Source organism: Streptomyces griseus (assembly GCF_900460065.1).
GTDB classification, from domain to species: Bacteria; Actinomycetota; Actinomycetes; order Streptomycetales; family Streptomycetaceae; genus Streptomyces; species Streptomyces griseus.
Genome location: NZ_UAVD01000027.1, coordinates 207,465 through 228,870 on the forward strand (window position 1 = coordinate 207,465; position 21,406 = coordinate 228,870).

Consider the following 21,406-nt stretch of genomic DNA (forward strand, 5'->3'; position numbering starts at 1 on the left):
GTAATCGGCGTGGACATGCCGGAGAAAGAGGAGAGAGAGCAGTGCTGAACGGGTTCAAGGACTTCATCCTGCGCGGGAACGTCATCTCGATGGCGATCGGGCTCGCCGTCGGAGCCGCCTTCACCGCCGTCGTCACGGGCTTCAGCAATGCCTTCATCACCCCGCTGATCGGCCTCGCCACGCGCGGCACGGGAGACTTCAGCAAGGCCTCCTACGAAGTCGACGGCGTCGTCTTCCCCTACGGCCTCTTCATCGCCGCCGCGATCGCCTTCCTGATCACCGCCGGGGTGCTGTACTTCTGCGTCGTGGTCCCCATGGCCAAGGTGCAGAACCGCTTCGCCAAGGAGCAGGAGGAGGAGGCCGTCGACATCAAGGCCGCCCTCCGCGACTGCCCGCGCTGCTTCAGCGAGATCCCCGCCATCGCCTCCCGCTGCGGCCACTGCACCAGCGAGGTCGAGCCCGACCCCGAGGCGCTCTCCCTCGCCAAGCTCCCCGCACAGCAGCACTGACCCCACCGCGACGCCCCGACCCCGCGGGACCGTCGCGCAACGAGCCACCCCGCCACCCGTACGGCCCAGCGCCCCTCCGTACGGGGCCGGGCGCCCGACCGGCGCGAACACGCGGCACAGCCCCCGCCCTCCGGCCGCACGCACAAGGGAACTAGCTCCTCTCGCCTGGCGTTGACCAGTACAGGAGGCTCCACTGGGGAGTGGAGCACCACCATGCAAAGGGTTCCCCTGCTGCACCACTTGGAGGGCGTACCGTGCACCGCCGGCACAACGGGCTGAAAACCGCCGTACTCCTCGGGGGACTGTCCGCACTCATCATCGTCATCGGCAGCTTCTTCGGACGTACGGGACTGATCGTCGCGCTCCTGGTCGCCGTCGGCACCAACGCGTACGCGTACTGGAACAGCGACAAACTGGCCCTGCGGGCCATGCGCGCCCGACCCGTCAGCGAGTTCGAGGCGCCACAGCTCTACCGCATCGTCCGCGAGCTCTCCACGGCGGCCCGCCAGCCCATGCCGCGCCTCTACATCTCCCCGACGCAGGCGCCCAACGCGTTCGCCACCGGCCGCAACCCGCGCAACGCCGCCGTCTGCTGCACCGAGGGCATCCTCCAGATCCTCGACGAACGCGAGCTGCGCGGCGTCCTCGGCCACGAGCTGAGCCATGTCTACAACCGGGACATCCTCATCTCGTCCGTCGCCGGAGCCCTCGCCTCCGTCGTGATGTTCCTGGTCAACTTCGCCTGGCTCATCCCGGTGGGCCGCTCCAACGACGACGAGGGCCCCGGCCTCCTCGGGATGCTCCTGATCATGATCCTGGGGCCGCTCGCCGCCTCCGTCATCCAACTCGCCGTCAGCCGCTCCCGGGAGTACGAGGCCGACGCGTCCGGAGCCCAGCTCACCGGCGACCCGCTCGCCCTCGCCAGCGCCCTGCGCAAGCTCGACGCAGGAACGAAACAGCTCCCACTGCCGCCCGAGCCCAGGATCGAGACCGCGAGCCACATGATGATCGCGAACCCGTTCCGTCCCGGCCAGGGAATGGCGAAGATGTTCTCCACCCACCCGCCGATGGCGGAGCGGATCGCCCGACTAGAACAGATGGCAGGTCATCGCCCGTGAAAACCATCCTGAACGTCATCTGGCTGATCCTCTGCGGATTCTGGATGTTCCTCGGCTACCTGCTCGCGGGCGTCCTGCTCTGCATCACCATCATCGGCATCCCCTTCGGGCTCGCCGCCTTCAGGATCGGCGTCTACGCCCTCTGGCCGTTCGGCTACACCGTCGTCGACCGCCGGGACGCGGGCTCGCCCTCCTGCGTGGGAAACGTCCTCTGGCTCGTCCTCGCCGGATGGTGGCTCGCCCTCGGTCACATCACCACCGGCATCGCGCTGTGCATCACGATCATCGGCATCCCCCTGGGCATCGCCAACTTCAAGCTGATCCCCGTCTCCCTCATGCCCTTCGGCAAGGAGATCGTCCGCTCCGACCAGCCCTTCGCCGCCCGCTAGGTCCTGTCGTCACACTGCCGTCGTCGCCCCGGGGCAGGCGGCAGTGTGACGACAGAGCCCAGTCCCTGGCCCGGCCCCGGAGCAACCGAACACCTGCCCCCGGCGTCTTGGATTCCAGGACGAGGCAAGGGGTAGGTGCAGCCACATGGGCATCATCAGTTGGATCATTCTCGGGCTGCTCGCCGGAGTCATAGCCAAAATCCTGCTCCCGGGACGTGACCCGGGCGGCATCGTCGGCACCACCGTGATCGGCATCGTCGGGGCCTTCGTCGGAGGCTGGCTCTCCAGCAAGTTCCTCGACCGCCCCATCAGCAACGACTTCTACGACACCGCGACCTGGATCGCCGCCATCGCCGGCTCACTGGTCCTGCTCATCGCCTACCGGCTGCTGTTCGGCAACTCCCGCGAACGCCGCTGACCCGGCCCGGACGCCGGGACCCGTGAACGGCGGGCGCACCGCGCCCTACCGCACGTCCCGCGCCGTCAGCCCGGTCTCCCGCAACGTCAGGTTCAACCGGCCGGCCCGCAGCCCGGCTGCCGGGTCGGCCGGTCCCGCGTACACCTTCGGCACCCCGTGGAACGCGAAACGCGACGGCCCGCCGAAGACGAACAGATCCCCGGACGCCAACTCCACATCTGTGTAGGGCCGCCCGCGCCCCTCGGTGTTCCCGAAGCGGAACACGCACCGCGCCCCGATGCTCAACGACACCACAGGAGCGCTCGACCGCTCCTCCCGGTCCTGATGCATGCCCATCCGCGCACTGTCGTCGTAGAAGTTGATCAGCGCGGTGTCCGGTGCGAACGCCTCCGCCGCCTCCCCGTCCCCGTACGCCTCGGCCACCGCCGCCCGCCCCAGGTCGCCCAGCCACTCCGGAAACGCGGCCACCCGAGCGCCGTTCACGTCATCAGCCGTACGCGCGTACCGGTACGGCTGCCAGTGCCACCCCAGGCACACCGTCCGCACCGACATCACCCCACCGCCCGGCAGCACCGTGTGCCGCAACGGCACCGGCCCCGACGCCCACTGGCGGCACGCCGCGACCAACTCCGCCCGCCGCTCCACCGACAGCCACTCCGGGACGTGGACCGCCCCCGGCGCGACCACCCTCCGCTCCCGCCGGAACAGACCGTCCGAGGACGGCGGAAGTCCTGGCACCACGGCTCAGCCCGCCCCGCCCTCGATCCCCAGCAGCAGCCTCTTCCGCTCCAGCCCGCCCGCGTACCCCCGCAGCGCCCCGTCCGCCCCGATCACCCGGTGACACGGCCGCACGACCAGCAACGGATTGCGCCCGATCGCGGTGCCCACCGCCCGCACCCCCGCACCCGAGGCCCCGACCAGCGCCGCGACCTCCCCGTACGACACCGTGCTCCCGTACGGGATCGACTCCAGCGCCGCCCAGACCCGCCGCTGGAACTCCGTCCCCGCTCCTTGCGCCAGGGGCACGTCGAACCGCGTCGAGCGCCCCGCGAAGTACGCCTCCAACTGCCGGGCGATCTCCGCGAACGCCTCGGGATCCCGGCGCCAGCCGTCCTCGACGACCGCGCCGCCCTTCTGGCCGGGCACCGACAGCGAGCGCAGCCGGACCCCGGCCGCCCCGGCAGCGTCGGGCCCGCCCGCCGGCACCTCACCGACCAGCAGCAACTCGCCCAGCGGGCTCTCCACCCGCGCGTACACCGTCGTCGTCATGGCTTCTCACTTCCCCGGTTCGTACGGCCAGTCTGCGCCCGCTCCCCCCACCGTCACCGGCGGTTTTCGGACATCGCACCCGCGTCCCGGGCCCCCGGAAACACGAAGAGGCACGCCGTCGAGGTCGGCCTCGGCGGTGTGCCCCGTTGTGCTCTGCTCAGACCGCCCGGCAACGCCCCCGCGGATCGCGGAGGTCGATCACCGGTAGTTCACGAACTGCACCGCGAAGTCGAAGTCCTGCCCCTTCAGCAGCGCCTGCACGGCCTGAAGGTCGTCCCGGCTCTTGGAGCTGACCCGCAACTCGTCGCCCTGGACCTGCGCCTTGACGCCCTTCGGGCCCTCGTCGCGGATGATCTTCGCCACCTTCTTGGCGTTCTCCTGGGAGATGCCTTCCTCGATCGTGGCGAAGATCTTGTACTCCTTGCCGGAGAGCTGCGGCTCACCGGCGTCCAGCGACTTCAGCGAGATACCGCGCTTGATCAGCTTGGACTGGAAGATGTCCAGGACGGCCTTGACGCGCTCCTCGCCGTTCGCCTCCATCAGGATCTTCTCGCCCGACCACGAGATCGAGGCGCCCGTGCCCTTGAAGTCGTAACGCTGGGAGATCTCCTTGGCGGCCTGGTTGAGGGCGTTGTCGACCTCCTGCCGCTCGACCTTCGAGACGATGTCGAAACTGGAGTCGGCCATGACGTGTGGCTCCTTGCGTCGAATGCTTGAGGGATACGGCGCAAGCCTAGCCACCGCCGGACCCTCCGGCTGCTGATCAATGAGGTGGCGGAGCACCCCTGGCCATCAGGTATCGTTTACGTCGTCGCCAAGGAGCTCACCACGAGATCCAACGCGTCGTTCGAGGCGGTGTGCCCGAGTGGCCAAAGGGAGCAGACTGTAAATCTGCCGGCTCAGCCTACCCAGGTTCGAACCCTGGCGCCGCCACAGGACGGGAAACCCCGTCCGATCTGCTTTAACCGCAGGTCGGGCGGGGTTTCTGCATGTGTGTAAGTGTGACGACGGGGATCTGTGAGCGGGCCCGTACGTCTCACCTTGTCTCGCCCGAATCCCACCTTTGATCAGCCTGTGTGGGGCAGGTGTGGGGCACGGTTGGGCGCTACTGACCGGCCCGCAACGTCGCTTCGATCCGGGCGTTCGCGGTCGCCGCTGCGCCGTCCAGGCACTTGGCGTAGACGCGGAACAGCACCGCCACACTGTGGCCGGCGCGCTGGGCAACCACCTGAGGCTCCACCCCTGAACTGAGCCAGGTCGACACTGCCGCGTGACGTAGGTCATACGGTCGTTTGGCCAGGGCCGAATCCCGCTGGGCAGGCGTCAGGGCTCGTGTACGGGCCTCTGCCCACACCTCCCCGTATCCGGTGTCCTGGATCAACCCGCCGCGCTGGGTACGGAAGATCCGTCCGTCCGGGGCCGCTCCATAGGCGATGAGATGCCATCGAAGCAGAGCGACCAGATCAGGAGGGATTGGCACGGTGCGCACCGCTTTCCGCGGGCGGTGCTTGAGCCCTCGCCGGTCGTGCGCGGTGCCGCTGTCGGTCCAGGCTGAGCCGGAGCGGGGGCGGGTCTCGCGTAGCCGCAGAGCGCCCCAGCCGCGTCGGGGAAGCTCGCAGTCCTTGACGCAGAGGCCGACTACCTCGGCCGGCCGCGCCGCCGCGTAGTACATGCACCCGAAGAACCCGACCAGGTGTCGGCCCCGGGCGCTCTGCGTCCGCACGGCATCTAGCAGGGCGAGAGCCTGCCGGGGATCAGGGACGGTTGCAGGGTCCAACTCTTCCTCGACCTGCTCGGGCGCCTTCCACTGGATTTGTGGCAGGGGATTCTGAGGCAGAAGCCCGGCGTCGACGGCGTAGCCAAGGGCATTGTGCAAGATCGCGCGCTTCCGTCGGATGGTCGATGCGGCAGCCGTTGTGCCGTCCAGCTTCTTGGTGAGGGCGTCGAGCGCGGCACGCACGTGCATGCGGTCGGCCAAAGCCGATGTCGGCAGCGACTTCCGCTCGAACCAGGCCAGGACCTTGGCGACCTCGGCCGGAGGTTCCTCGGAACGCCGGTTCATGTTGAAGGCCCAGCTGTAGAGCGCTGTGCGTACTGTCCTCGGGTCAGGCATGCCCTTGGTGTCCGTGACCAAGGCGGGCGCGATGGTCGCCATCGCTTCGGAGAGAGTGCGCCGGGTTGATCCGGGGGAATGCGGCCACTTCATCTCGATGTAGTCGCGTGCGTGCTGGTACCAACTCACCTCCTTACGCTGACGCAGTTCCCGGACTGGTACGCCGGTCGCTTCGTCGAAGGGCTCCCCGGCATGGACGGCCCGGAGCAGCTCCGCCCGCCGGCCGTCAGCGAGCGTCTTAGTGCGGAAGGTCTGGGAATGCGGCGTCAAGCCGGTCTTCCACCGCAGTTCCGCGGAACTCTGCCCGCGGTCCTTTCGCTGTCGCACTGCCCAGATCCGCACGTCGTACGTATGCATGCTGCTCCCATAGAGAAGGGGCCCGTCACATCGACGGGCCCCTTGTGGTCGGTGGTGGTATTTATGCGGTGGGCTGCGCGCAGGATTGCCACCAAGCGTCAAGGTCACTACGGCTGACGCGAACCTGGCCGTTCGGCAGCTTCCGGACGAGCGGGGCCTTGCCGCGGGCGCGCATCCGGTAGAAGGCGGCGCGGCTCATGTCGAGTTCGGCGAGGACTTCGGGGAGCTTGAGCATCTGGGGGCGTGCCACGGTGCGACTCCTTGGCTCGGTTCGGTCTCACAGGTGCGGTTACATCGGTTACGTCGGTTACGCACCAGGTCAGGGGCGTGTTTTCTGTAACCGATGGGCGGGGCGTAACCGAGGGCGTGCGGTTACAGGTGGTGGTGGCCCGGGCGGTGTAACCGGAGATGTTCCGGTTACACCGCCCCGGTCGGTTACGGGTACGCCGCAGGTCAGACGTCCAGGGGGAGGGGCGTAACCGATGTAACCGAGGATTCCGGGGGCGGGGGGCAGTAGCGGTTCCAGGCGTCGGTGAGGTCGTCGCGGTGGTAACCCTTGACGATCTGCCCGCCGATGCGGAGCGGGCGAGGTGAGATGGGCTTGCTCTTGGCGGTGACGTATTCCTTGAGCGTCTTGGAGAGGGTGCGCGCGTTCAGCGGGCGGCCGTCGAGGTCGCCCCAGGGCGATTCCTCCAAGCCGTTGAGCAGGTGCAGGATTTCGACGGTGGAGACGGTGACTTCGCCGGGGAAGACGTGGTCGCGTAGGTCGGTGAGGAGTTTGACGCCCAGCGAGGCGCGGTCATCCTCGTTCACGGCGGTGACCAGGTCGACGCAGGCTTGCCGGGCCCGCTCGGGCCAGGTTCCGCCAGCCGCGTCTGCGACGGCGAGCAGTGGTTCCCACACGTCCGCCGGCCGGTCGGTGATGCCCTCGGGCATGTCGGGAAACGCCCCGTCGACGCGGGGCCGGACCTGCTCGGCCCAGGTGATGAGCTGGTCGCGTAGAGCGTGGCCCTGCGGTTCGTGGATGCGAGCCCGGAAGGGTTCCACGCGCTCGTTACGGGCCCGGCGCCGCATCCGGATGATGACAGAGCGGGCCAGGATCGTGTCGGGCAAGGAGCCGAGTCCCCCCATGGCGACCGCGCAGTACGAGGGGAAGGCGACGACGGTCTGCGTGCCGCCGTCCCCGACGCACCGGTAGGAGACGCCGCTCTTGCGGTGCCCTGCGTTGAGCAGGCCCCGCAGATCCTCGTTGTCCTTGGCTTTGGGGCCGAAGACGGTGTCGATCTCATCGAAGAGGATCGTCGGCCGCCCCGCCTCATCGGCCACCGCACGGAAGAGTGCGGCGGGTGAGGCATTCACGGCGTGCATCGGGTGGGGGACCAGCGTGCTGATGACTTCGAGCGCCCGAGTCTTTCCGCTGCCCGGTTCCGGGGAGAGGAAGGCGAGGCGGGGCGTGGAGTCGAAGCAGTCAAGCAGGTGCGTGTGCGCGTCCCACAGGGCGACCGCGACGTAGGCAGCCTCGGTCGGGAAGGCGTTGAAACGGCGGTGGAACGCTTCCACCGCATCGAGCAGGGCGGCACCGTCGATGAGTGTCTTGGGCTGCTGGTCGGTGTTCATGCGGCGTTCCTCCGGTGCTGCTCGGTGTGCGGGCAGTGGTCGACGCGGGCGCGGGTGGTCAGGTCGGTCACGGCGTTGCCGCCGCGGGCGTGTTCGTGGTGGCCGCAGGCGCAGAGCCAGTCGGCGGCGGGGATCTGGTTGCGTCCGAGCCCGCGCACCGTGAGGCCGGGGCGGATGCCGGTCACAGTGATCGTGTGCGGGTCAGGGAGAACAGCAACGCGGACGCCTTCGGCGACGCCTTTCGGTTCGCCACCGGTCACCGGTGCTGCGGCGCGATCGGCGGCCTGCGGGGCGTTCGGGGTGGCAGGCAGGCTCTTAAGGCGGGGATTGGGGGCGGTGGTCATGCCGGCCGCCCGGGGTTGTTGGCGATGGACCAGTTCAGAGCGCTGGCCACGGCGGCCCTGCACTCGTTCTCCCGGAGGCCGGCCCGCAATCCCGCCGAATTAAGAGCCGCCTCTACCTCACTGCGGTCGAGGTCGCCGGACGGGATGAACCGCCCCAGAGCGCGGGCGGCCCGAACCAGCGTCCAGTTCCGCACACCCTCCCCAGCCCCCGCGACAGCCGCCGTTTCGGCCCTGAGGGCCGCTGCGGCGTACCGAGAGGCCCGAACCGGCACGGGCACAGCCATCAGGCCCCGAGAGGGCTGACGGGGCGCCAGGAGGGCGTACAGCCATTCCGGCAGCGGTACGGGGTCGGTGGGGTTAACCACCTCGTACGCACCGTTCGGGAGGGTGCTCCCGGCGGCGACGACGTAGCCGCCGTGGGCGCGGGTGTCGATGTGCTTGCCCAGCCTGCCCGCGCTGTTGCCGAGCCGGACCCCGGGCGGGGCGGTGAAGTACAGGTGGTGTCCACCGGACGCGGTCCGGGTCCGGTAGGTGGCGGGGACGGTCTGCCCGGCGCGCTCGCAGAGCGCTTGCAGGGAAGTCACGCCGTCAGGCGTTCCTTTCGGGTCCTTCGCCTTGACCGGGTCCAGGTCCACCACGACCAACCCGGACGGACCCGTGGCCAGGCCCACGTTGAACGCCCCCGCCGACCAGGCCGCACGGATGCGGTCGGGGTCGGTGGTGGCCCGCTGCTCCCACTTCCGGTGCCCGCCCGCGCAGTCCCCGGTCCCGGAGCACGCGGTTTCACCGTGGAGGGCGGGCCGCTTGTCGGCCGGCCGCAGGGGGAAGACGTGCCATCCGCGTTCGGCCGCGTCCAGGGCGGCGTTGAGGAGGGTGTTCATGCGGCCACCGCCCGGGGGTGGGTCCAGGCGGCGGGGGTGGCTCCGAGGAGTTGTCCGTAGGCGTGGTGGGCCTGGCGGGGGATGACGCCGTTGCCGAGGATGCGGAGCTGTTCCTTGCGCGGAACGTCGGGGACGGCGGTGACCCAGCCGGCGGGCAGGCCCATGAGCCATTCCGTGAAGAACGGCGACAGGCGGCGGTTGCCCCGCATACCGGGCTCGGTGGGGCAGGGGGCGGGGCGGCCGGTGATGTGTTCCCAGCGGCGGATGGCGGGCCCGTAGTCGATGCCGTCGGTGGAGATCCAGCTCCCGCTGTAGGGGAGCCGGTTGACGACGAACTCGTTCAGCGGGCGCGCGTTGCGCTCCAACAGGTTGGAGGCCCCCGACCGCCAGTCCCGCGCGGCCGGCGTGGGGACCAGCCTCAGGACTCGGTCGGGGGTGCCGGGAGGCGTGTCACTGCGGTGCGCAGGTTCAGGCCGCCCTTGCGTTTCGGGCTGGTGCCGGGTCCGCCAGTGCCGTCCGAGGTGGTGGGGGTCGGCATCAGCGGGATGGGCAACTGCGAACCAGCGGTCACGCTCGTGCGGGGCCCCGACTTCGGGGTCACCAGCTCGTAGACATGTCCACCGGACGCCATACCCGATCGCGGCCAGGTCCTGGGCGACGACGTCCAGCCCCCGCGAGCGGAGCGCCGCCACGTTTTCCAGGAAGACGTAGCGCGGTCGAATGACGCCCACAGCCGCAGCGACGTTCTTCCAGACCCTCGACCACTGGCCACTGATCCCATCCTTTCGTCCGGCGTTGCTGATGTTGCGGCACGGGAATCCGGCCCCGACGATCTCGGGCCGGTAGAGGTCGCGGACCCGTTCCCAGTCGGCGCGGGTGATGTCTCCGAGGTTCGGCACCCCGGGGTGGTGGGCGGCGAACACGGCGGCGGCGTAGGGGTCGTTCTCGGCGTAGGCGACCGGCACCGCGCCGATACCCGCACCGAGCGCGGTTTCGAGTCCGCCGTAGCCGGCACACAGGGCCACGGCTCGTAAGGTCCCGTCCGGCACTCGCCGGATGGGGGTGGGGTGGGTCATGCTGGTGTCTCCAGTTCTGTGAGAAGTGCTGGCAGACAAGGGCGGCCCCGGTTCTTTGGCGAGATGCGGGGGCCGCCCTTGGCGTGTCAGAAGGGCGGTTCGTCGCTCCACGGGTCGCGGGCGACCTGGTGGCGGCGACGGAGGCGCGGGAGCCGGAGCAGGGTCCGGCGGCGGGTTTCGTCCCAGCAGGTGCAGGGGTCCCACTCAGTGCCGGCGTACTCCCCTTCGTGGTCGCCGTAGTCGTAGGCGAGCCCGCCGTGCCCGGCGCAGAGCGGGCAGTCGGGGCGGGGGGTGTCGGTCAGGATCAGGGTCCGGCGGTCCCAGCCGGTGAGCTGGAGGCGCAGTCGCACGGGGTGCTCCCTCAGATGTTGGGGATGGCGTCGACGATGGCGGCGGCCATCTCGTTGATAGGTCCGGCGGCTCCGGTGGAGGCGAGGAAGAACCCGAACCCGGCGGCGGTGAACGCTCCGCCGGGCGTGAGGCTGCCGGACCGCAGCAGGAAGAACAGGACGAGCCCGAAGAGGGCGACGAGGGACAGCGTCACTGCCATGGGGCTGCCTTCCGGTCGATGGTCTGGGGTCGAGTGCCGGCTGCGTGGATGCTGCGGCTGTTGTTGAGCAGTCGGCGCCCGATGCGGAGTCGGGAGCGGTGGCCGTGGCAGCGGCGGCAGAGGGTGACGGTGCGGCGGCGGGTGCGGACGCCGGTGCCGGAGCACTTCCGGCACGGGGCGAACGGCTTCACCGCGCACAACACTGCGTAACCGGCGGTGGTGAGGAGGATGAGGAGGCTAGCGAGCGCCACGAGGGGCTCACATCCCTTCGATGGGCGGGTTTCCGGGTGTTTCCGCAGGTGGGCTGCTAGAGGCTAGGTTGCAGCTCAGGGCGGTTGTGGGGTGCTAGCGGGGGTGCTAGACCTAGCAGTCGGGGGTGCTAGGTCTAGCAACCGTGCTGGGGTCAGGCGGCGGCCTTGTTCTGGTTACGTCGGGTGATGGCGGTGGTGATGTCGGTGCGGTCGATGCCGCGCCGGTTCTTGCCCTCGCCGGTGTCGGTCTGGCCCCAGACCTGCCCGGCCTTGATGCCGTGGGGCTTGAGGGCGGCGGTGACGTTCTCGCCCTTCCACCCGCCGTAGACGTCCGGGAGCGCGGCGGCCAGCCGGGCGGCGATCCGCTCGCACCAGACGGCCTTCTCGTCCGGAGCGATGACGGCCAGGACGTCGGCCAGCACATCGGACTGGCCCGTCTTCTCCGGTCCCGCGCCGATGGCGTGGCCGGTGACGTTGCCGTACTCCTCGCGGACCTGGCGGGCGCGTGCGGCGATCTGCTCGGCGGCCACCGCGTCCACGAAAGCGCTGGCGACGATGCGCGGGTCGTCGCCCTCACCGGCCATCCAGCAGATGCCCCGGTCGGAGCGGGAGAACATGGTGGCCCGGTACCCGGCCTTGTACATCGAGGTCCCCAGCACCATGTCGTTGGCGGGCTGTCCCATGACCTTGAGGCAGAACCGCAGCACCGCGTTGGCGCTGATCCCGGTGGGCAGCGACTTCGCGTCCGGCCGCTGCGTCCCGAACAGCGTCACGATCCCCAGCGCCGGGCCGCGCTTGACGAGGTCGGTGCAGATCGCTTCGATCTCCTTGCCGTGCTCCTCGTGCTCGAACGGCACCTGGCACTCGTCGAACCCGGCCACGATCGGGTGCAGCCCCAGACTCTTGTCGCTGGCCAGTTCGGGGGTGACCTTGGATTCCGGGCAGCGGGAGCGCGGCAGGGACTTGATGACCTTCGCCCGCCGGCGCAGCTCCTCCTTCAGCTCCCGCAGGGCGTCCAGGACGTATGCGATGTCGTCGTTCTCCTCGCCGGCCCGGTAGCGGTGGCAGACCGGTTCGAGGGCTCCGAAGTCGCCGGTGCCCTTGAAGTCGAACGCGTGCAGCTCGGCGCGCGGGTCGAGTGCGGCGATGAGGAGGAACAGCCGCATCAGGAACGTCTTGCCCATGCGCGGGATCGACCCGACGACCACGGCTGCGAACATCAGCGTCACCGACACGTCCCGCATCCGCTGGTCATTGCCGAACACCACCGGCCTGAACAGGTCCACCTGCCCGGCCTTGAGGAGGGGCCAGGCGGGTTTGGTGGTCTCGTTCATCGGCTTGTCCCCGACCCAGAGGACCAGGCGTCCTTCGTGTTCGGTGGGGTCGGGGGAGGGCCAGACGCAGCCGACCTTGCGCCGGAGCCCGGACGCCAGGGGCTTGCGGGCCTCCATGATGTCCTCGGGCGTGACGCCGTAGGGGAGGTCGAGGTCGGCGCGGTAGCCGGGGCCGTCACGCACGATTTCGCTGGTGAAGCGCAGCCCGTTCATCTCGCCGCCCTTCTTGATGGCGGCGGAGATCTTCGCGTTCCCGATCGAGTCGAGACCGCGCAGCACGATGCTGCCGGTGAGCTTCTGCACCTCCGTCTTCAGCACGGCGGGGCCGATGACCGGGGCATCGGGCTGCTGGCCGCCCATACCGAGGAGCAGCACCCCGCCGGCGGCGAACGCGTACATCAGCGCGGGGGCCATGACGTAGAGCCAGAGGGCGAAGCCGACACCGAACACGGCGGCGACCAGGGTGACCAGGCCCCGCAGCCGCACCCGCCCGGCCCGCAGCCGGGACAGGCGCATGTACTCCTCCACGTCCTCCGCGCGGACAGCGGCGGCCCGCAACGGTGCGGCTTCGCGGTCCCACACCCACCGGTTGGTGGTGGCGATGAACCGGCAGGCTCCCCGCGGCGACATCAGCGCGAGCCGCCCGGCGTAGACCGGGAGCCGCACGCCATGGAAGAGGGCGCTGTATCCGGCGTTCGCGCCGGCGTGGCGGGCGGTGGCGGTGAAGTCGCGCCGGTCGGTCAGCCACCCGGCCAGGACCGGCTTGCGCTTCTCCACGCTCACCTTCGGTTCCGGCAGGGCGGGGTTGTCGACCGCGACCGGCGCGGTGGTCTCGGTGTCGTTGTCCAGGTCGGGTACCGGCCGCAGATGCGCGGCCGGGGCGGCGGTGTCCGTCATGCTGGTACTTCCTCCTGCTCGATGGGTGGAGAGGAAAGAGGGGCGGCCGGTTTCCTTGGCCGGGTCCGACCGCCCCCGCTCAGTCGCGCTCGGCCTTGTGAACGGCCCGCTCCGCGAGGCGGACGCGCTGCTCGGCGTCCTTGCGGGCCTGACGGGCGGCGGTCTTGTCGGCGCGGGGTGAGGTGCGCTCGGCGGCCTTGGCCCTGGCCAACTCCTGCCGGGCGGTGGCCTGCACCTCGTGCAGCGCCGTCAGCTCCCGCTGCCCGCGCTCGGCGGCTGCCTGGTCGATGGCGTGGATACGGGCGGTGACCTTGGCGTCGACGCAGTCGGCAAGGGCCTGCTTGAAGCCCTTGCGGAACAGCTTGCCGCGCTCGCGGGACTCGGCTCGGGTGTAGCTGTGCACGGTGACCTCCTGTGGGGTGGGGCCGGTCTGTCCGGCTCCCCTTGCCTCCCCGGCGGTGGCCGGGGAGGCGCGGGCAGCCTTCAGGCAAGCCGCAGTTCGGAGGTGTGGCACAGGACGGGGCCGATCAGCAGCCCGATCCTGCGCACGGTCCATCGGCCCTCGGTGAGGGGGCCCGGCGGTACTTCGTCGACGATCCGGCCGGTCCTGCCGGCCGCGCGCGGGTCGTCCTCACACGAGACGATCAGCACTTCTTGCCCTGCCTTGAACATGGCTTCTCCCTTCCGGGTCAGCGGCTCTTGCGGCCGGTCTTGCCGCTGGTGCCGCCGACCGACTTCACGACCGTGACGACGCCCCACGCGCAGACGGAGGCGACCAGGGCGAGGAGCGCGAGGTTGGCGGCGATGGCGGTGAGGACGCCGACGAGGAGCGGGCCGAAGTAGACGCCGGCGGCGACGGCTCCGGCGCCCACGCCGGAGCCGAGCGCGAGACGCTGCACGGTCCGGTCCGGCGGGGCCTGGTGGACGTGGACGACCTGCGGTGCCGCGTTGGTGGGCTGGTAGGTGGTGGGGAGGTGGTCGGTGTAGGCGGGGGTGCCGTCAGGCAGGCGGACGACGGACGGGGTTCGGGGGGCGGGGAGGTTGTCCATGGGCGGTGCCTCCTTCAGAGGTCGAGGAGCGCGGTGACGGGGATCTCGTAGATGTCGGTGACGGCGTCGGTGTTGGACCAGTGGCCGGGGCCGTAGTGGACATGGGCGAGCTGGACGGCATCGCCGGTGCGGTCCGTGGTCGGGTGGAGGGTCACGGTCGCGCCGTGGAAGCGGGCCCGGCGGATGCACTGCCGGGTGATGTCGACCGTGACCGCCTCGGGGAGGTAGGTGGTCTGGTGGTCACGGCCGGTGTAGTGGACCAGGGAGGTGAGCTGGACGGGGCGGCGCGGCTTCATGAGGTGCTGTCCTTCCGGGGCGGTGGGGTGTCGTGGCAGGGCACGCACATGCCGAGCGACCGGGGGATGCAGTACCCGGCATCGGTGCGGCAGGTGGGGCAGGTGCGGCGGGCCCGCATCGCCGCATCCAGAGCGGCGGTCCGGGCCGGGGTCATGGGGCGGACGGGCTTGGCCCGGTCGACCCGGTAGAGATAGGCGACCAGCGGGGCCTTGCGGCGGCGCGGGCGGTGGAGTTCGGCGACGACGTCCTGACCACCGGGCCGCAGCCCCAGCGCGCGGAGCTGACGGCGGGTGGCCAACCCGTCGGGGGCCAGACGCCACCGGTAGACGTCGGCCATCAGGCCACCGCCTCACCCGTGCCGGCCGACTGCCCACGCTCGGCGCGCAGCGTCTCGCGCAGGACGCGGGCCTTGGCCGGGGAGGTGCGGACCGCCTTGCGAATGCCTTCGGCGGTCAGCTCCCGATCGGTCCAGTCGGCCGTAGCCGTACGGGCCTCGGTCAGGAGCTGATCGGCGGTGCGGTTCGGCCGACTCGACCGGGCCACATCAGGAACGCGTCCGGTCGCCTGACGCGGACGGGTCGACTCCGCGGCCACCACACCGACCGGGACACGATCGGTCGACTTCACCAGGGACACCACCGGGGCCGCCGGGAGCTCCGCAGGAGCCGGGGTCGGGGTGATCGGCGCGGGGGTCGATACTTCCAGGTCAGCCGTAGACCGATTTACACATGTCTCGGCCGATTGATCCCGATTCGGCGTGCTGGTCGGGTGCTCGATCGGTCGGTGGTGCAGGACCTTGGCGACGAGGTCGGAACCGAAGTAGATCGACCCGACCGGCAACGACGTGGCCAGCAGGACCAGCGCCCAGTTGGCAGGGTCCCAGTCGGCCAGTCGACCCCAGTCGACCACCTCGTCGTGCAGCTCCGGCACGAGACCGTGCACGTAGTTGAGGACGAGTGAGGCCAGGGTGTAGGCGGCCAGCACCCGCAGGGCGAAGCGGCGGGCGTCGCCGGTCAGGACGAGGGTCGCGACCAGGGCGAGCGCCATCAGGCCGTCGACGACGAACGGGTAGAGGGTGGCGGCGGTCTCGTCGGCCCCGGTGGCGGTGGCGACGTCCTTCAGCGCGTTCCAGGAGACCCGGAAGGCCATGGCGACCACACCGACCAGAGCGGCGATCAGCAGGCTCTTGCCCCAGCGGTTCATGCCGCACCACCCCGGCGGTAGTACACGGCGAGGACCCAACCGGCGGTCTGGGCGAGAGCGCCGGCGGCGGCCACGGCCCGCCACACCGGGCGGCCGGTGGCCGTGGCGAGCGAGGCCCCGATGACGGCCAGGGCGATACCGGCGAACACCAGCAGGAGCGCCCGCCGGACGGCGATGGTGTTGGTGTCGCTCATGCCGCACCGTCCTTCCGCTGGACGTTCGCGGACGCCAGCAGTTCCACACGGTCCATGACACCCGTGGGGCACTCCTGCCACTCCCACCCCGCGTCGTCCGCGAGGACGAAACCGAGGGCGGTCAGCGCATCCGCCCGCTCCTGCACCGTGGGGACCGGCCCGGTCCGCCCGAACGAGTGCTCAGGCCAGTTCAGGCTGATCCCGTCGGTGACGACGTACAGCTCCCACTCACCAAGGAAGCTGTTGGACAACCGCGCGCCGTAATTCATGCCGCACCCCCCGACACCGTGGCGTCCGTCGCGGCGGCGGTGAGGTTGGCCAGGTCGCGGCGGGCGGCCAGCACCCGCCGGCGGGCCCGGCGGATACGCCGCTCGTCCAGCTCCGTCGGCGTGCGGCCGATGGTCATGATCTGCGCGTCCAGCAGGTCGACGTCCGCCAGGATGGCGGGCATCTCCCGGTCGATCGCGTCCAGCTCGGCGTCCGACGGCTCACCGTCGAACGGGGCGGCCGTAACAACGGCCTGAAGTGCTGCGATGCTGTTCATGTGTCTGTTCCTCTCAGGAAGGAACGGCTTACAGAGAACCCCCGGAGTTCCCGCTCCGGGGGTTCTCGCCGTTGGAACCATCCGGCTCCCCTCGCCCCGTCCGTACAGCACCCCATACGTGGAGGACTGGACGGGCGGGGGAGGCAACCGGCCCCGCAATAGCCGCGGGAAACACGGTCCGTGCAGGTGGCCGTACTGCTCGGCCGCCGACTCAGAAGGGCGTGGCTACCGGCGCCGGTCCAGCGCGGGCAACGCCCTCGTACTTCGCTTGCTCATGGCCTTCTCTCTGTCGTCCGGGTTTGGGTCTCGCACTGCAAGGGGGACCTCGTCCCCACTCTCCGGCCGTTGCTCGCGGTCACCGGGCCACCTCGCCAGTCGGGCCGAAGCCCTGTCCCCTGGCCTTTAGCGGGATTGCAGCGTCCCCGCCCTTCCACACCACGTACCGATTCAGCTCGGCATCTGGTGCGCACCAGTAGATTGCATCTGGTGCGCACCAGAGTCAAGGGGGGTCGTCATTTCGAGTGACGGCGACCTTGCTGCGGTGCCCCTCCAGAAGACCGCTCACGGCGGTAGACCGGTAGCCAACAGGGCTTAACGCGGGGCTTGTTAACCCCTGTTGACCTGCGGTGACGTGCGGCATGCTGGGGAGCCCAGGTAGGGCATCCGCCGCCGGAGAGGTGACCTATGAGCACAGGACTTCGAACCGCACGAACGGCGCGCGGTTGGTCTCAAGAGCGACTGGTTCGCGAGATCGAGACCTACGCCCGGCGAAACGTCACGGACGTTGCCGCAACTGTGAGTCTGCGCGTGTACGTGTCGGAGTGGGAGAACGGCAAGCGCACTCTCTCGGACCGCTATGCGGCCATCCTGCGGCAACTCCTCGGAGTCACTGACGCCGAGTTGAGGGATGCGGCCCCGACCCAGGCTGTATCGGCCGACGGCTACGACGAACTTCTGAGCCGGATCGACGCGGCCAGCAGTATCGCTGAGTCGATGGTGAGAACCTTCGACGCACAGACAGAGTTGCTTCGCACCATGGACAGGCAGATGGGCGCGGCCGGGCTGGTTGACCAGATGACGGGGCATCTTGGCGCGCTAGAGGACGCGCTCAACTTCGCGGTGCTTCCCGCGGCGCGCCGTCCAGTGGCGCTCGCGCTTGCCGGAGCATCGACACTGGCAGCGTGGCAAGCGATCGACTCCGGCGCCGTGGAACGGGCTTGGCGGCACTACGAGTTGGCTAAGCGGGCGGCGCGGGACGCTGAGGCCCCTATGCACCTGGCGCACGCCATGGGGGAGCAGGCGTACGTGCTTTGTGAGGCCGGACGGCCCCGACTCGGTCTTGACCTGGTGCGGGACGCCCAACGTACGGTTGGCGAAGCCGGTTCGGCTCGGCTCCGGGCATGGCTGTATGCCACTGAGGCAGAGATGTGCGCTCATGCTGGCATGCCGGACGATTGCCACCGCGCATTGGATGCCGCGCTATCCAGCATCCCGCCTGGATCTGAGGAGCGAGATCCGGACTTGCGGAGCATCTTCTTGAACGGCGTTCATCTGGCGCGCTGGCAGGGCAACGTACTGGCCCTCCTCGGAGAAGGCGACGCGGTCACGAGCTTGTACGGAGCGCTGGAGAAGATGGACCCGACCTTCGTGCGGGCCAGGGCAGGAATGCACGCCGACCTGGCCCAGGCACACCTGACTCGTGCCGAGTACGACGACGCGCAGACTCACCTACGACAGGCCCGACTGCTGGCGAGCCGCACTGGTTCAGTGCGGCAACGCCGTCGCGTCGAGATGATTAGCGTCAGGCTGTAGCGCCTCGCCCGGCTCGGGTTGCCAAGATGTGCAACAAGGCAACGAGCGTGCCAGACCCCATCAGCTCGCCGCGGGCCATCAGCCCCGGAATGTCGGCCAACGGAACCCACTCGATGTGAGCCGCCTCTTCCAGGTCGGATGGGGCCCCGACCTTTTCCGCCCCGTGACCCACGAAGACCTCGTGTGGCGAGTCGACCATGCCGACCATGGGTTGGTAGGTGACAACGTGTTCCAGCGACTTCGGACGCCATCCTGTCTCTTCGACGACCTCACGCAACGCAGTGTCTGCCGGGTCTTCGCCGGCGTCAACAATGCCGCCCGGAAGCTCCCATCCGAACTGCTGAGGTACGAAACGGTATCTCCACATCATGAGTACACGGTCCTGGCCGTCCAGAACGGCAGTTACAGCCACATGTTGGAGCTTCACGACGTGATGCTCGAACTGCTCCATGCCGGGCGGCTCAACGTCCCAGAGTTGCAGCTTTACCCATTGGTTGTCGTACAGATCGCGCTCACCGTGGATACGCCATGGCTTCACTCCTTCCGGGGTTTGGATGGTCACCTTGCCAGGCACCCGATACGAGCTACGTCCTCTGACCTCCAGAGCACCTTCAGTGACCAGACGCGCGAGCACCTGGCGCAGTGCCGTTCGTCCGATGCCTAGCTCCTCGACCAGCGCTCGCTCTGAAGGCATCTTGTCGCCCGGGCGATACTCACCAGCAATGAGCCGGTCTCGAAGCGTGTCATATACCTTGGTCGTCTTCGGTCCCATGTGCGGAGCGCTCTCCGTTCTGCTGTGGTGCCCACCCCCATCTTAGTTGCCCCTGCTTTGAGGATAGGGGTGGGCGGTTGCACATGAATGGGGCTCTAGGCTGGGCTTTTCTATCTCTAAGATATCCCTCTTCGTGCTGCTAGAACCGCCCCCAGTCGGGCGTACGCTTTCAACATCAGGCGATCTACAAGAGATAGGCGCTTTCTTCCTGTCGGATAAGCAAGTGACTCACTGATCGCCTGCACTTTGCTTGCTTGCTTGCTTGTCTCGTCGGGAGCCAGAAGGGCCACGACGGACAGAGCGCGAATTACAAGCGCGGCAGTCTGCTTGTCGACGTCCTGCAAGAACCCATGTGCGCCGATGTTTCGGAGATTGCGCCCGGGTGTCAGTAGAAGGGCGTTAATAAATGAACACCAGTCAGGATCGAGGCCGTGTCTCTCGATATGGGGCATCATGGCCCCAAGGCCAGGGAACCCGCCTATTGACTTATCTTCCTCCACTCGATAAATGGGCTCGTTAAGTAGTAGCAGAAGCGACCGGATGGCGGCTTCCACCCTTGGCATGGCCAATTGCACGCAAGAAATGTATTCTTGCTCCCAAAATAGGGACAGGCTTTTCGCGAGAGTGAGGCAGAGCCCGGGATCCGATCCGTAGCACTCTATGATCCATGCGTGCAGCGTTTCGGTGGACGGGATTTTATGTGTGTGCGCCATTCTGTCGAGGGCGGCGGAAAGGAAGCGGCCATGCGCTTGCATCGATATCGTCTCAATACTGCTGACCTGATACCGCAGCTTGTCTTCGTCCGAGTTGTAAGATTTCTGTGGCATGCCGTGGGCCCCGTAAGTGGCCGTGCCCATAATCATGGCAGTCAGTGAGTTCTTGAGGATTTGTCGTGCCAGCTTTTCGTTTTGTTCCCGTGATCCAGTCGGGGGCGGAGTGTCAAAGAATCGTACAAGCGCATCCATCAGGTGTGGTTGATCGAAGGTGCGTAGATAGGACTCAATGTCACTGGCGCGTAGGGTCGAGGCGGCCCTTAGGGTGGTCCAATTGAATGTCGCACGATCAATGGCTTGTAGTCTTCTTACGCATTCCTCGTGTTCCTTTTCCAGATGGAACCTGCGGGAGAATTGTGCTGCTGCTAGAAGCCAGTGAGTCTTAAGGTGCCCGTCCGTTACCTGCTCCGCCGCCTCCAGCAGGTTGGCTGCTGCTTTTTTCAACGCGCGCTGGACCAGAGCGGTGTCTTTCAGGCATTCCCGCGCCATCTCTGCGAGTTGCGAGGACAGGTAATCTGCCTTGAAGTGATCGAGTGCGGAAAAAAGGTAGTCGACTATCTCGGGGGGTAGTTCACTCCGCGAGGATTCCCCCTTTCGCTTGAGACGACCTTGCAGAAGGCAGTGCAGGATTGGGATAACGGTTCCGGGGGCAGGGGAATCTGTGGCAAGGCTTTTCTTGACCAGGTCGCACATGGCTTCCTCTACGGAAGCCTCAAGGTCTCTCATGCCCATGGATCGAAGAATTGACCAAGACCTGACGAGCATTTCGCTTCTCGCGCCTTCGCTGAAGTCCCCTTCCCGTGAGGCTAGGTAGCCCTCCACTGCTGCGCGTGCGTAGATATGCGGCTTCTGGTGCCTGGCAGAAAATAGAAGGTCTGCCAGGAGTCCTTGAATCTCCGGTTCGTTGCGAGCAGGGAGCAGGGCATCCCAAAGTTTCAAGACATCGGAGTCTGCTGTTCGAACGGGGCGCGGCCAGAAATATTCGTCGCCTTTTTCAGAGAGAGGTTCGAGGAGCGCGCCAGGTTTCGATCCAGGGCCTCGTTCAATGTCGAATCGATAGTAGAATATTGATGCCGTTTCCCTCGCCTCAGCCTCAGTAACTACATTTTGCTGCTGCATCCGTCCAAAAATGAGGGAACCGATTTCGTGATAACTGGTAACCCCTTCAAGGGCGTCGGTTATCAGTGCAGAGATTACAGGTAGGCGTTCAGCGTCATAGATATAAGCCAGCGCTTTCGAACTGCGTTCTTTGCTGGGAATTTCATCCATTAAGCGCCGCCCCCTTGAGCAGATTGCGCGGTCGGGCTGTGCCGTTCCATGCGGTCGCGGCTTGCCAATGCTCGAATCTTGCCGCACGGGCGGAGGTGTTGGCAGCCTTTTTCAGAAGGCACACAGGGGGCGGGCTGGCCCTTAGGCTGAGAGGGGCTGCGGACCGAGGGGGAGGCGACGGTGCGAAAGCGCCACCCGTGGGGTGACTGCGGGGCCGCAGTGATCATTTAGGGTCAATGCCCAGGTCAGGAAGGTGTGTTGGTTGAGACTGTAAATCTGCCGGCTCAGCCTACCCAGGTTCGAACCCTGGCGCCGCCACGCGAACGAAGCCCCCGACCGGTTCTTCCGGTCGGGGGCTTCCTCGTTCTCC

General features: G+C 68.1%; 29 protein-coding genes and 1 tRNA gene. 6 read left to right on the top strand and 24 right to left on the bottom strand.

The window, feature by feature from the left end; all coding sequences use genetic code 11:
• The first annotated feature begins 41 nt into the window (after positions 1-41).
• From mscL to DTB53_RS16690, 4 genes are all read left to right on the top strand, one after another.
• Positions 42-509, top strand: a complete 468-nt coding sequence (gene mscL / locus DTB53_RS16675) for a large conductance mechanosensitive channel protein MscL (RefSeq protein ID WP_003967018.1) — start codon at positions 42-44, stop codon at positions 507-509.
• Between the two features lie 254 nt (positions 510-763).
• The gene (gene htpX / locus DTB53_RS16680; RefSeq protein WP_003967017.1) at positions 764-1,627 is read left to right on the top strand and encodes a zinc metalloprotease HtpX; all 864 of its coding nucleotides are present in this window, start codon (positions 764-766) and stop codon (positions 1,625-1,627) included.
• Positions 1,624-2,016, top strand: coding sequence for a YccF domain-containing protein (locus DTB53_RS16685; protein WP_003967016.1), 393 nt, complete (start codon positions 1,624-1,626; stop codon positions 2,014-2,016). Before htpX ends, DTB53_RS16685 begins: the two co-directional genes overlap by 4 nt.
• Positions 2,017-2,161: 145 nt before the next feature.
• On the top strand, positions 2,162-2,434 hold the full coding sequence (locus tag DTB53_RS16690; protein WP_003967015.1) for a GlsB/YeaQ/YmgE family stress response membrane protein: 273 nt from the start codon (positions 2,162-2,164) through the stop codon (positions 2,432-2,434).
• Positions 2,435-2,479: 45 nt separating this feature from the next.
• On the opposite strand, the gene DTB53_RS16695 is transcribed toward DTB53_RS16690, so the two are convergent.
• The 3 genes from DTB53_RS16695 to DTB53_RS16705 all read right to left on the bottom strand — a co-directional run bounded on the left by DTB53_RS16695 (position 2,480) and on the right by DTB53_RS16705 (position 4,390).
• Positions 2,480-3,121, bottom strand: a complete 642-nt coding sequence (locus DTB53_RS16695) for an alpha-ketoglutarate-dependent dioxygenase AlkB family protein (RefSeq protein WP_172595268.1) — start codon at positions 3,119-3,121, stop codon at positions 2,480-2,482.
• 57 nt (positions 3,122-3,178) lie between these two features.
• Positions 3,179-3,703 carry a methylated-DNA--[protein]-cysteine S-methyltransferase gene (locus DTB53_RS16700; RefSeq protein ID WP_012379509.1) on the bottom strand — a complete coding sequence of 175 codons (525 nt, stop codon included), beginning with the start codon at positions 3,701-3,703 and terminating at the stop codon, positions 3,179-3,181.
• A 198-nt stretch (positions 3,704-3,901) separates the two neighbouring features.
• Positions 3,902-4,390 (bottom strand): YajQ family cyclic di-GMP-binding protein, encoded by a 489-nt coding sequence (locus DTB53_RS16705; RefSeq protein WP_003967012.1) that lies wholly within the window; start codon positions 4,388-4,390, stop codon positions 3,902-3,904.
• A 164-nt stretch (positions 4,391-4,554) separates the two neighbouring features.
• Between DTB53_RS16705 and DTB53_RS16710 the strand changes: the two genes are divergently transcribed.
• A tRNA-Tyr gene (locus DTB53_RS16710) sits at positions 4,555-4,636 on the top strand.
• A gap of 172 nt (positions 4,637-4,808) precedes the next feature.
• Here DTB53_RS16710 and DTB53_RS16715 read toward each other — a convergent pair.
• The 19 genes from DTB53_RS16715 to DTB53_RS16805 form a co-directional block, all read right to left on the bottom strand.
• The gene (locus DTB53_RS16715) at positions 4,809-6,173 is read right to left on the bottom strand and encodes a tyrosine-type recombinase/integrase (protein WP_012379508.1); all 1,365 of its coding nucleotides are present in this window, start codon (positions 6,171-6,173) and stop codon (positions 4,809-4,811) included.
• A gap of 61 nt (positions 6,174-6,234) precedes the next feature.
• Positions 6,235-6,423, bottom strand: a complete 189-nt coding sequence (locus DTB53_RS16720) for a helix-turn-helix transcriptional regulator (RefSeq protein WP_012379507.1) — start codon at positions 6,421-6,423, stop codon at positions 6,235-6,237.
• 203 nt (positions 6,424-6,626) lie between these two features.
• Positions 6,627-7,790, bottom strand: coding sequence for a DUF3631 domain-containing protein (locus tag DTB53_RS16725; RefSeq protein ID WP_012379506.1), 1,164 nt, complete (start codon positions 7,788-7,790; stop codon positions 6,627-6,629).
• On the bottom strand, positions 7,787-8,134 hold the full coding sequence (locus DTB53_RS16730; RefSeq protein WP_012379505.1) for a hypothetical protein: 348 nt from the start codon (positions 8,132-8,134) through the stop codon (positions 7,787-7,789). The genes DTB53_RS16725 and DTB53_RS16730 overlap by 4 nt, the downstream gene beginning before the upstream one ends.
• A complete protein-coding gene (locus tag DTB53_RS16735; protein WP_012379504.1) occupies positions 8,131-9,015 on the bottom strand; it encodes a bifunctional DNA primase/polymerase in 885 nt (294 codons plus the stop codon). Before DTB53_RS16735 ends, DTB53_RS16730 begins: the two co-directional genes overlap by 4 nt.
• Positions 9,012-10,040, bottom strand: coding sequence for a DNA cytosine methyltransferase (locus DTB53_RS16740; protein WP_236586231.1), 1,029 nt, complete (start codon positions 10,038-10,040; stop codon positions 9,012-9,014). The genes DTB53_RS16735 and DTB53_RS16740 overlap by 4 nt, the downstream gene beginning before the upstream one ends.
• A 137-nt stretch (positions 10,041-10,177) precedes the next feature.
• Positions 10,178-10,441, bottom strand: coding sequence for a hypothetical protein (locus tag DTB53_RS16745; protein ID WP_012379502.1), 264 nt, complete (start codon positions 10,439-10,441; stop codon positions 10,178-10,180).
• Positions 10,442-10,452: 11 nt separating this feature from the next.
• Entirely contained in the window at positions 10,453-10,641 is a 189-nt protein-coding gene (locus DTB53_RS16750) for a hypothetical protein (protein ID WP_012379501.1), read from the bottom strand.
• A complete protein-coding gene (locus DTB53_RS16755) occupies positions 10,632-10,892 on the bottom strand; it encodes a hypothetical protein (RefSeq protein WP_012379500.1) in 261 nt (86 codons plus the stop codon). The genes DTB53_RS16750 and DTB53_RS16755 overlap by 10 nt, the downstream gene beginning before the upstream one ends.
• Before the next feature lie 152 nt (positions 10,893-11,044).
• Positions 11,045-13,123 (bottom strand): cell division protein FtsK, encoded by a 2,079-nt coding sequence (locus DTB53_RS16760; RefSeq protein ID WP_012379499.1) that lies wholly within the window; start codon positions 13,121-13,123, stop codon positions 11,045-11,047.
• A 79-nt stretch (positions 13,124-13,202) separates the two neighbouring features.
• Positions 13,203-13,526: a hypothetical protein gene (locus DTB53_RS16765; protein WP_012379498.1), complete on the bottom strand. Its 324-nt coding sequence runs from the start codon at positions 13,524-13,526 to the stop codon at positions 13,203-13,205.
• Positions 13,527-13,606: 80 nt separating this feature from the next.
• The gene (locus DTB53_RS16770; protein ID WP_012379497.1) at positions 13,607-13,795 is read right to left on the bottom strand and encodes a hypothetical protein; all 189 of its coding nucleotides are present in this window, start codon (positions 13,793-13,795) and stop codon (positions 13,607-13,609) included.
• Between the two features lie 17 nt (positions 13,796-13,812).
• Complete coding sequence (locus DTB53_RS16775) at positions 13,813-14,172, bottom strand: DUF6251 family protein (RefSeq protein ID WP_012379496.1); 360 nt, start codon at positions 14,170-14,172, stop codon at positions 13,813-13,815.
• A 14-nt stretch (positions 14,173-14,186) separates the two neighbouring features.
• The gene (locus tag DTB53_RS16780) at positions 14,187-14,468 is read right to left on the bottom strand and encodes a hypothetical protein (protein WP_012379495.1); all 282 of its coding nucleotides are present in this window, start codon (positions 14,466-14,468) and stop codon (positions 14,187-14,189) included.
• Positions 14,465-14,806 (bottom strand): RRQRL motif-containing zinc-binding protein, encoded by a 342-nt coding sequence (locus DTB53_RS16785; RefSeq protein WP_012379494.1) that lies wholly within the window; start codon positions 14,804-14,806, stop codon positions 14,465-14,467. Before DTB53_RS16785 ends, DTB53_RS16780 begins: the two co-directional genes overlap by 4 nt.
• A complete protein-coding gene (locus DTB53_RS16790; RefSeq protein ID WP_012379493.1) occupies positions 14,806-15,672 on the bottom strand; it encodes a DUF2637 domain-containing protein in 867 nt (288 codons plus the stop codon). Before DTB53_RS16790 ends, DTB53_RS16785 begins: the two co-directional genes overlap by 1 nt.
• Positions 15,669-15,866 (bottom strand): hypothetical protein, encoded by a 198-nt coding sequence (locus DTB53_RS16795; RefSeq protein ID WP_012379492.1) that lies wholly within the window; start codon positions 15,864-15,866, stop codon positions 15,669-15,671. Before DTB53_RS16795 ends, DTB53_RS16790 begins: the two co-directional genes overlap by 4 nt.
• The gene (locus tag DTB53_RS16800; protein ID WP_012379491.1) at positions 15,863-16,135 is read right to left on the bottom strand and encodes a DUF6303 family protein; all 273 of its coding nucleotides are present in this window, start codon (positions 16,133-16,135) and stop codon (positions 15,863-15,865) included. The genes DTB53_RS16795 and DTB53_RS16800 overlap by 4 nt, the downstream gene beginning before the upstream one ends.
• Positions 16,132-16,410, bottom strand: coding sequence for a DUF6284 family protein (locus DTB53_RS16805; protein WP_012379490.1), 279 nt, complete (start codon positions 16,408-16,410; stop codon positions 16,132-16,134). Before DTB53_RS16805 ends, DTB53_RS16800 begins: the two co-directional genes overlap by 4 nt.
• 684 nt (positions 16,411-17,094) lie before the next feature.
• Here DTB53_RS16805 and DTB53_RS16810 point away from each other — a divergent pair.
• The gene (locus DTB53_RS16810) at positions 17,095-18,222 is read left to right on the top strand and encodes a helix-turn-helix domain-containing protein (protein ID WP_202549308.1); all 1,128 of its coding nucleotides are present in this window, start codon (positions 17,095-17,097) and stop codon (positions 18,220-18,222) included.
• On the opposite strand, the gene DTB53_RS16815 is transcribed toward DTB53_RS16810, so the two are convergent.
• Entirely contained in the window at positions 18,212-18,994 is a 783-nt protein-coding gene (locus DTB53_RS16815; RefSeq protein WP_012379488.1) for a GntR family transcriptional regulator, read from the bottom strand. The two genes, DTB53_RS16810 and DTB53_RS16815, sit on opposite strands and share 11 nt — an antisense overlap.
• Positions 18,995-19,110: 116 nt before the next feature.
• Positions 19,111-21,036, bottom strand: a complete 1,926-nt coding sequence (locus DTB53_RS36705; RefSeq protein WP_141727049.1) for a hypothetical protein — start codon at positions 21,034-21,036, stop codon at positions 19,111-19,113.
• Between the last annotated feature and the right edge of the window lie 370 nt (positions 21,037-21,406).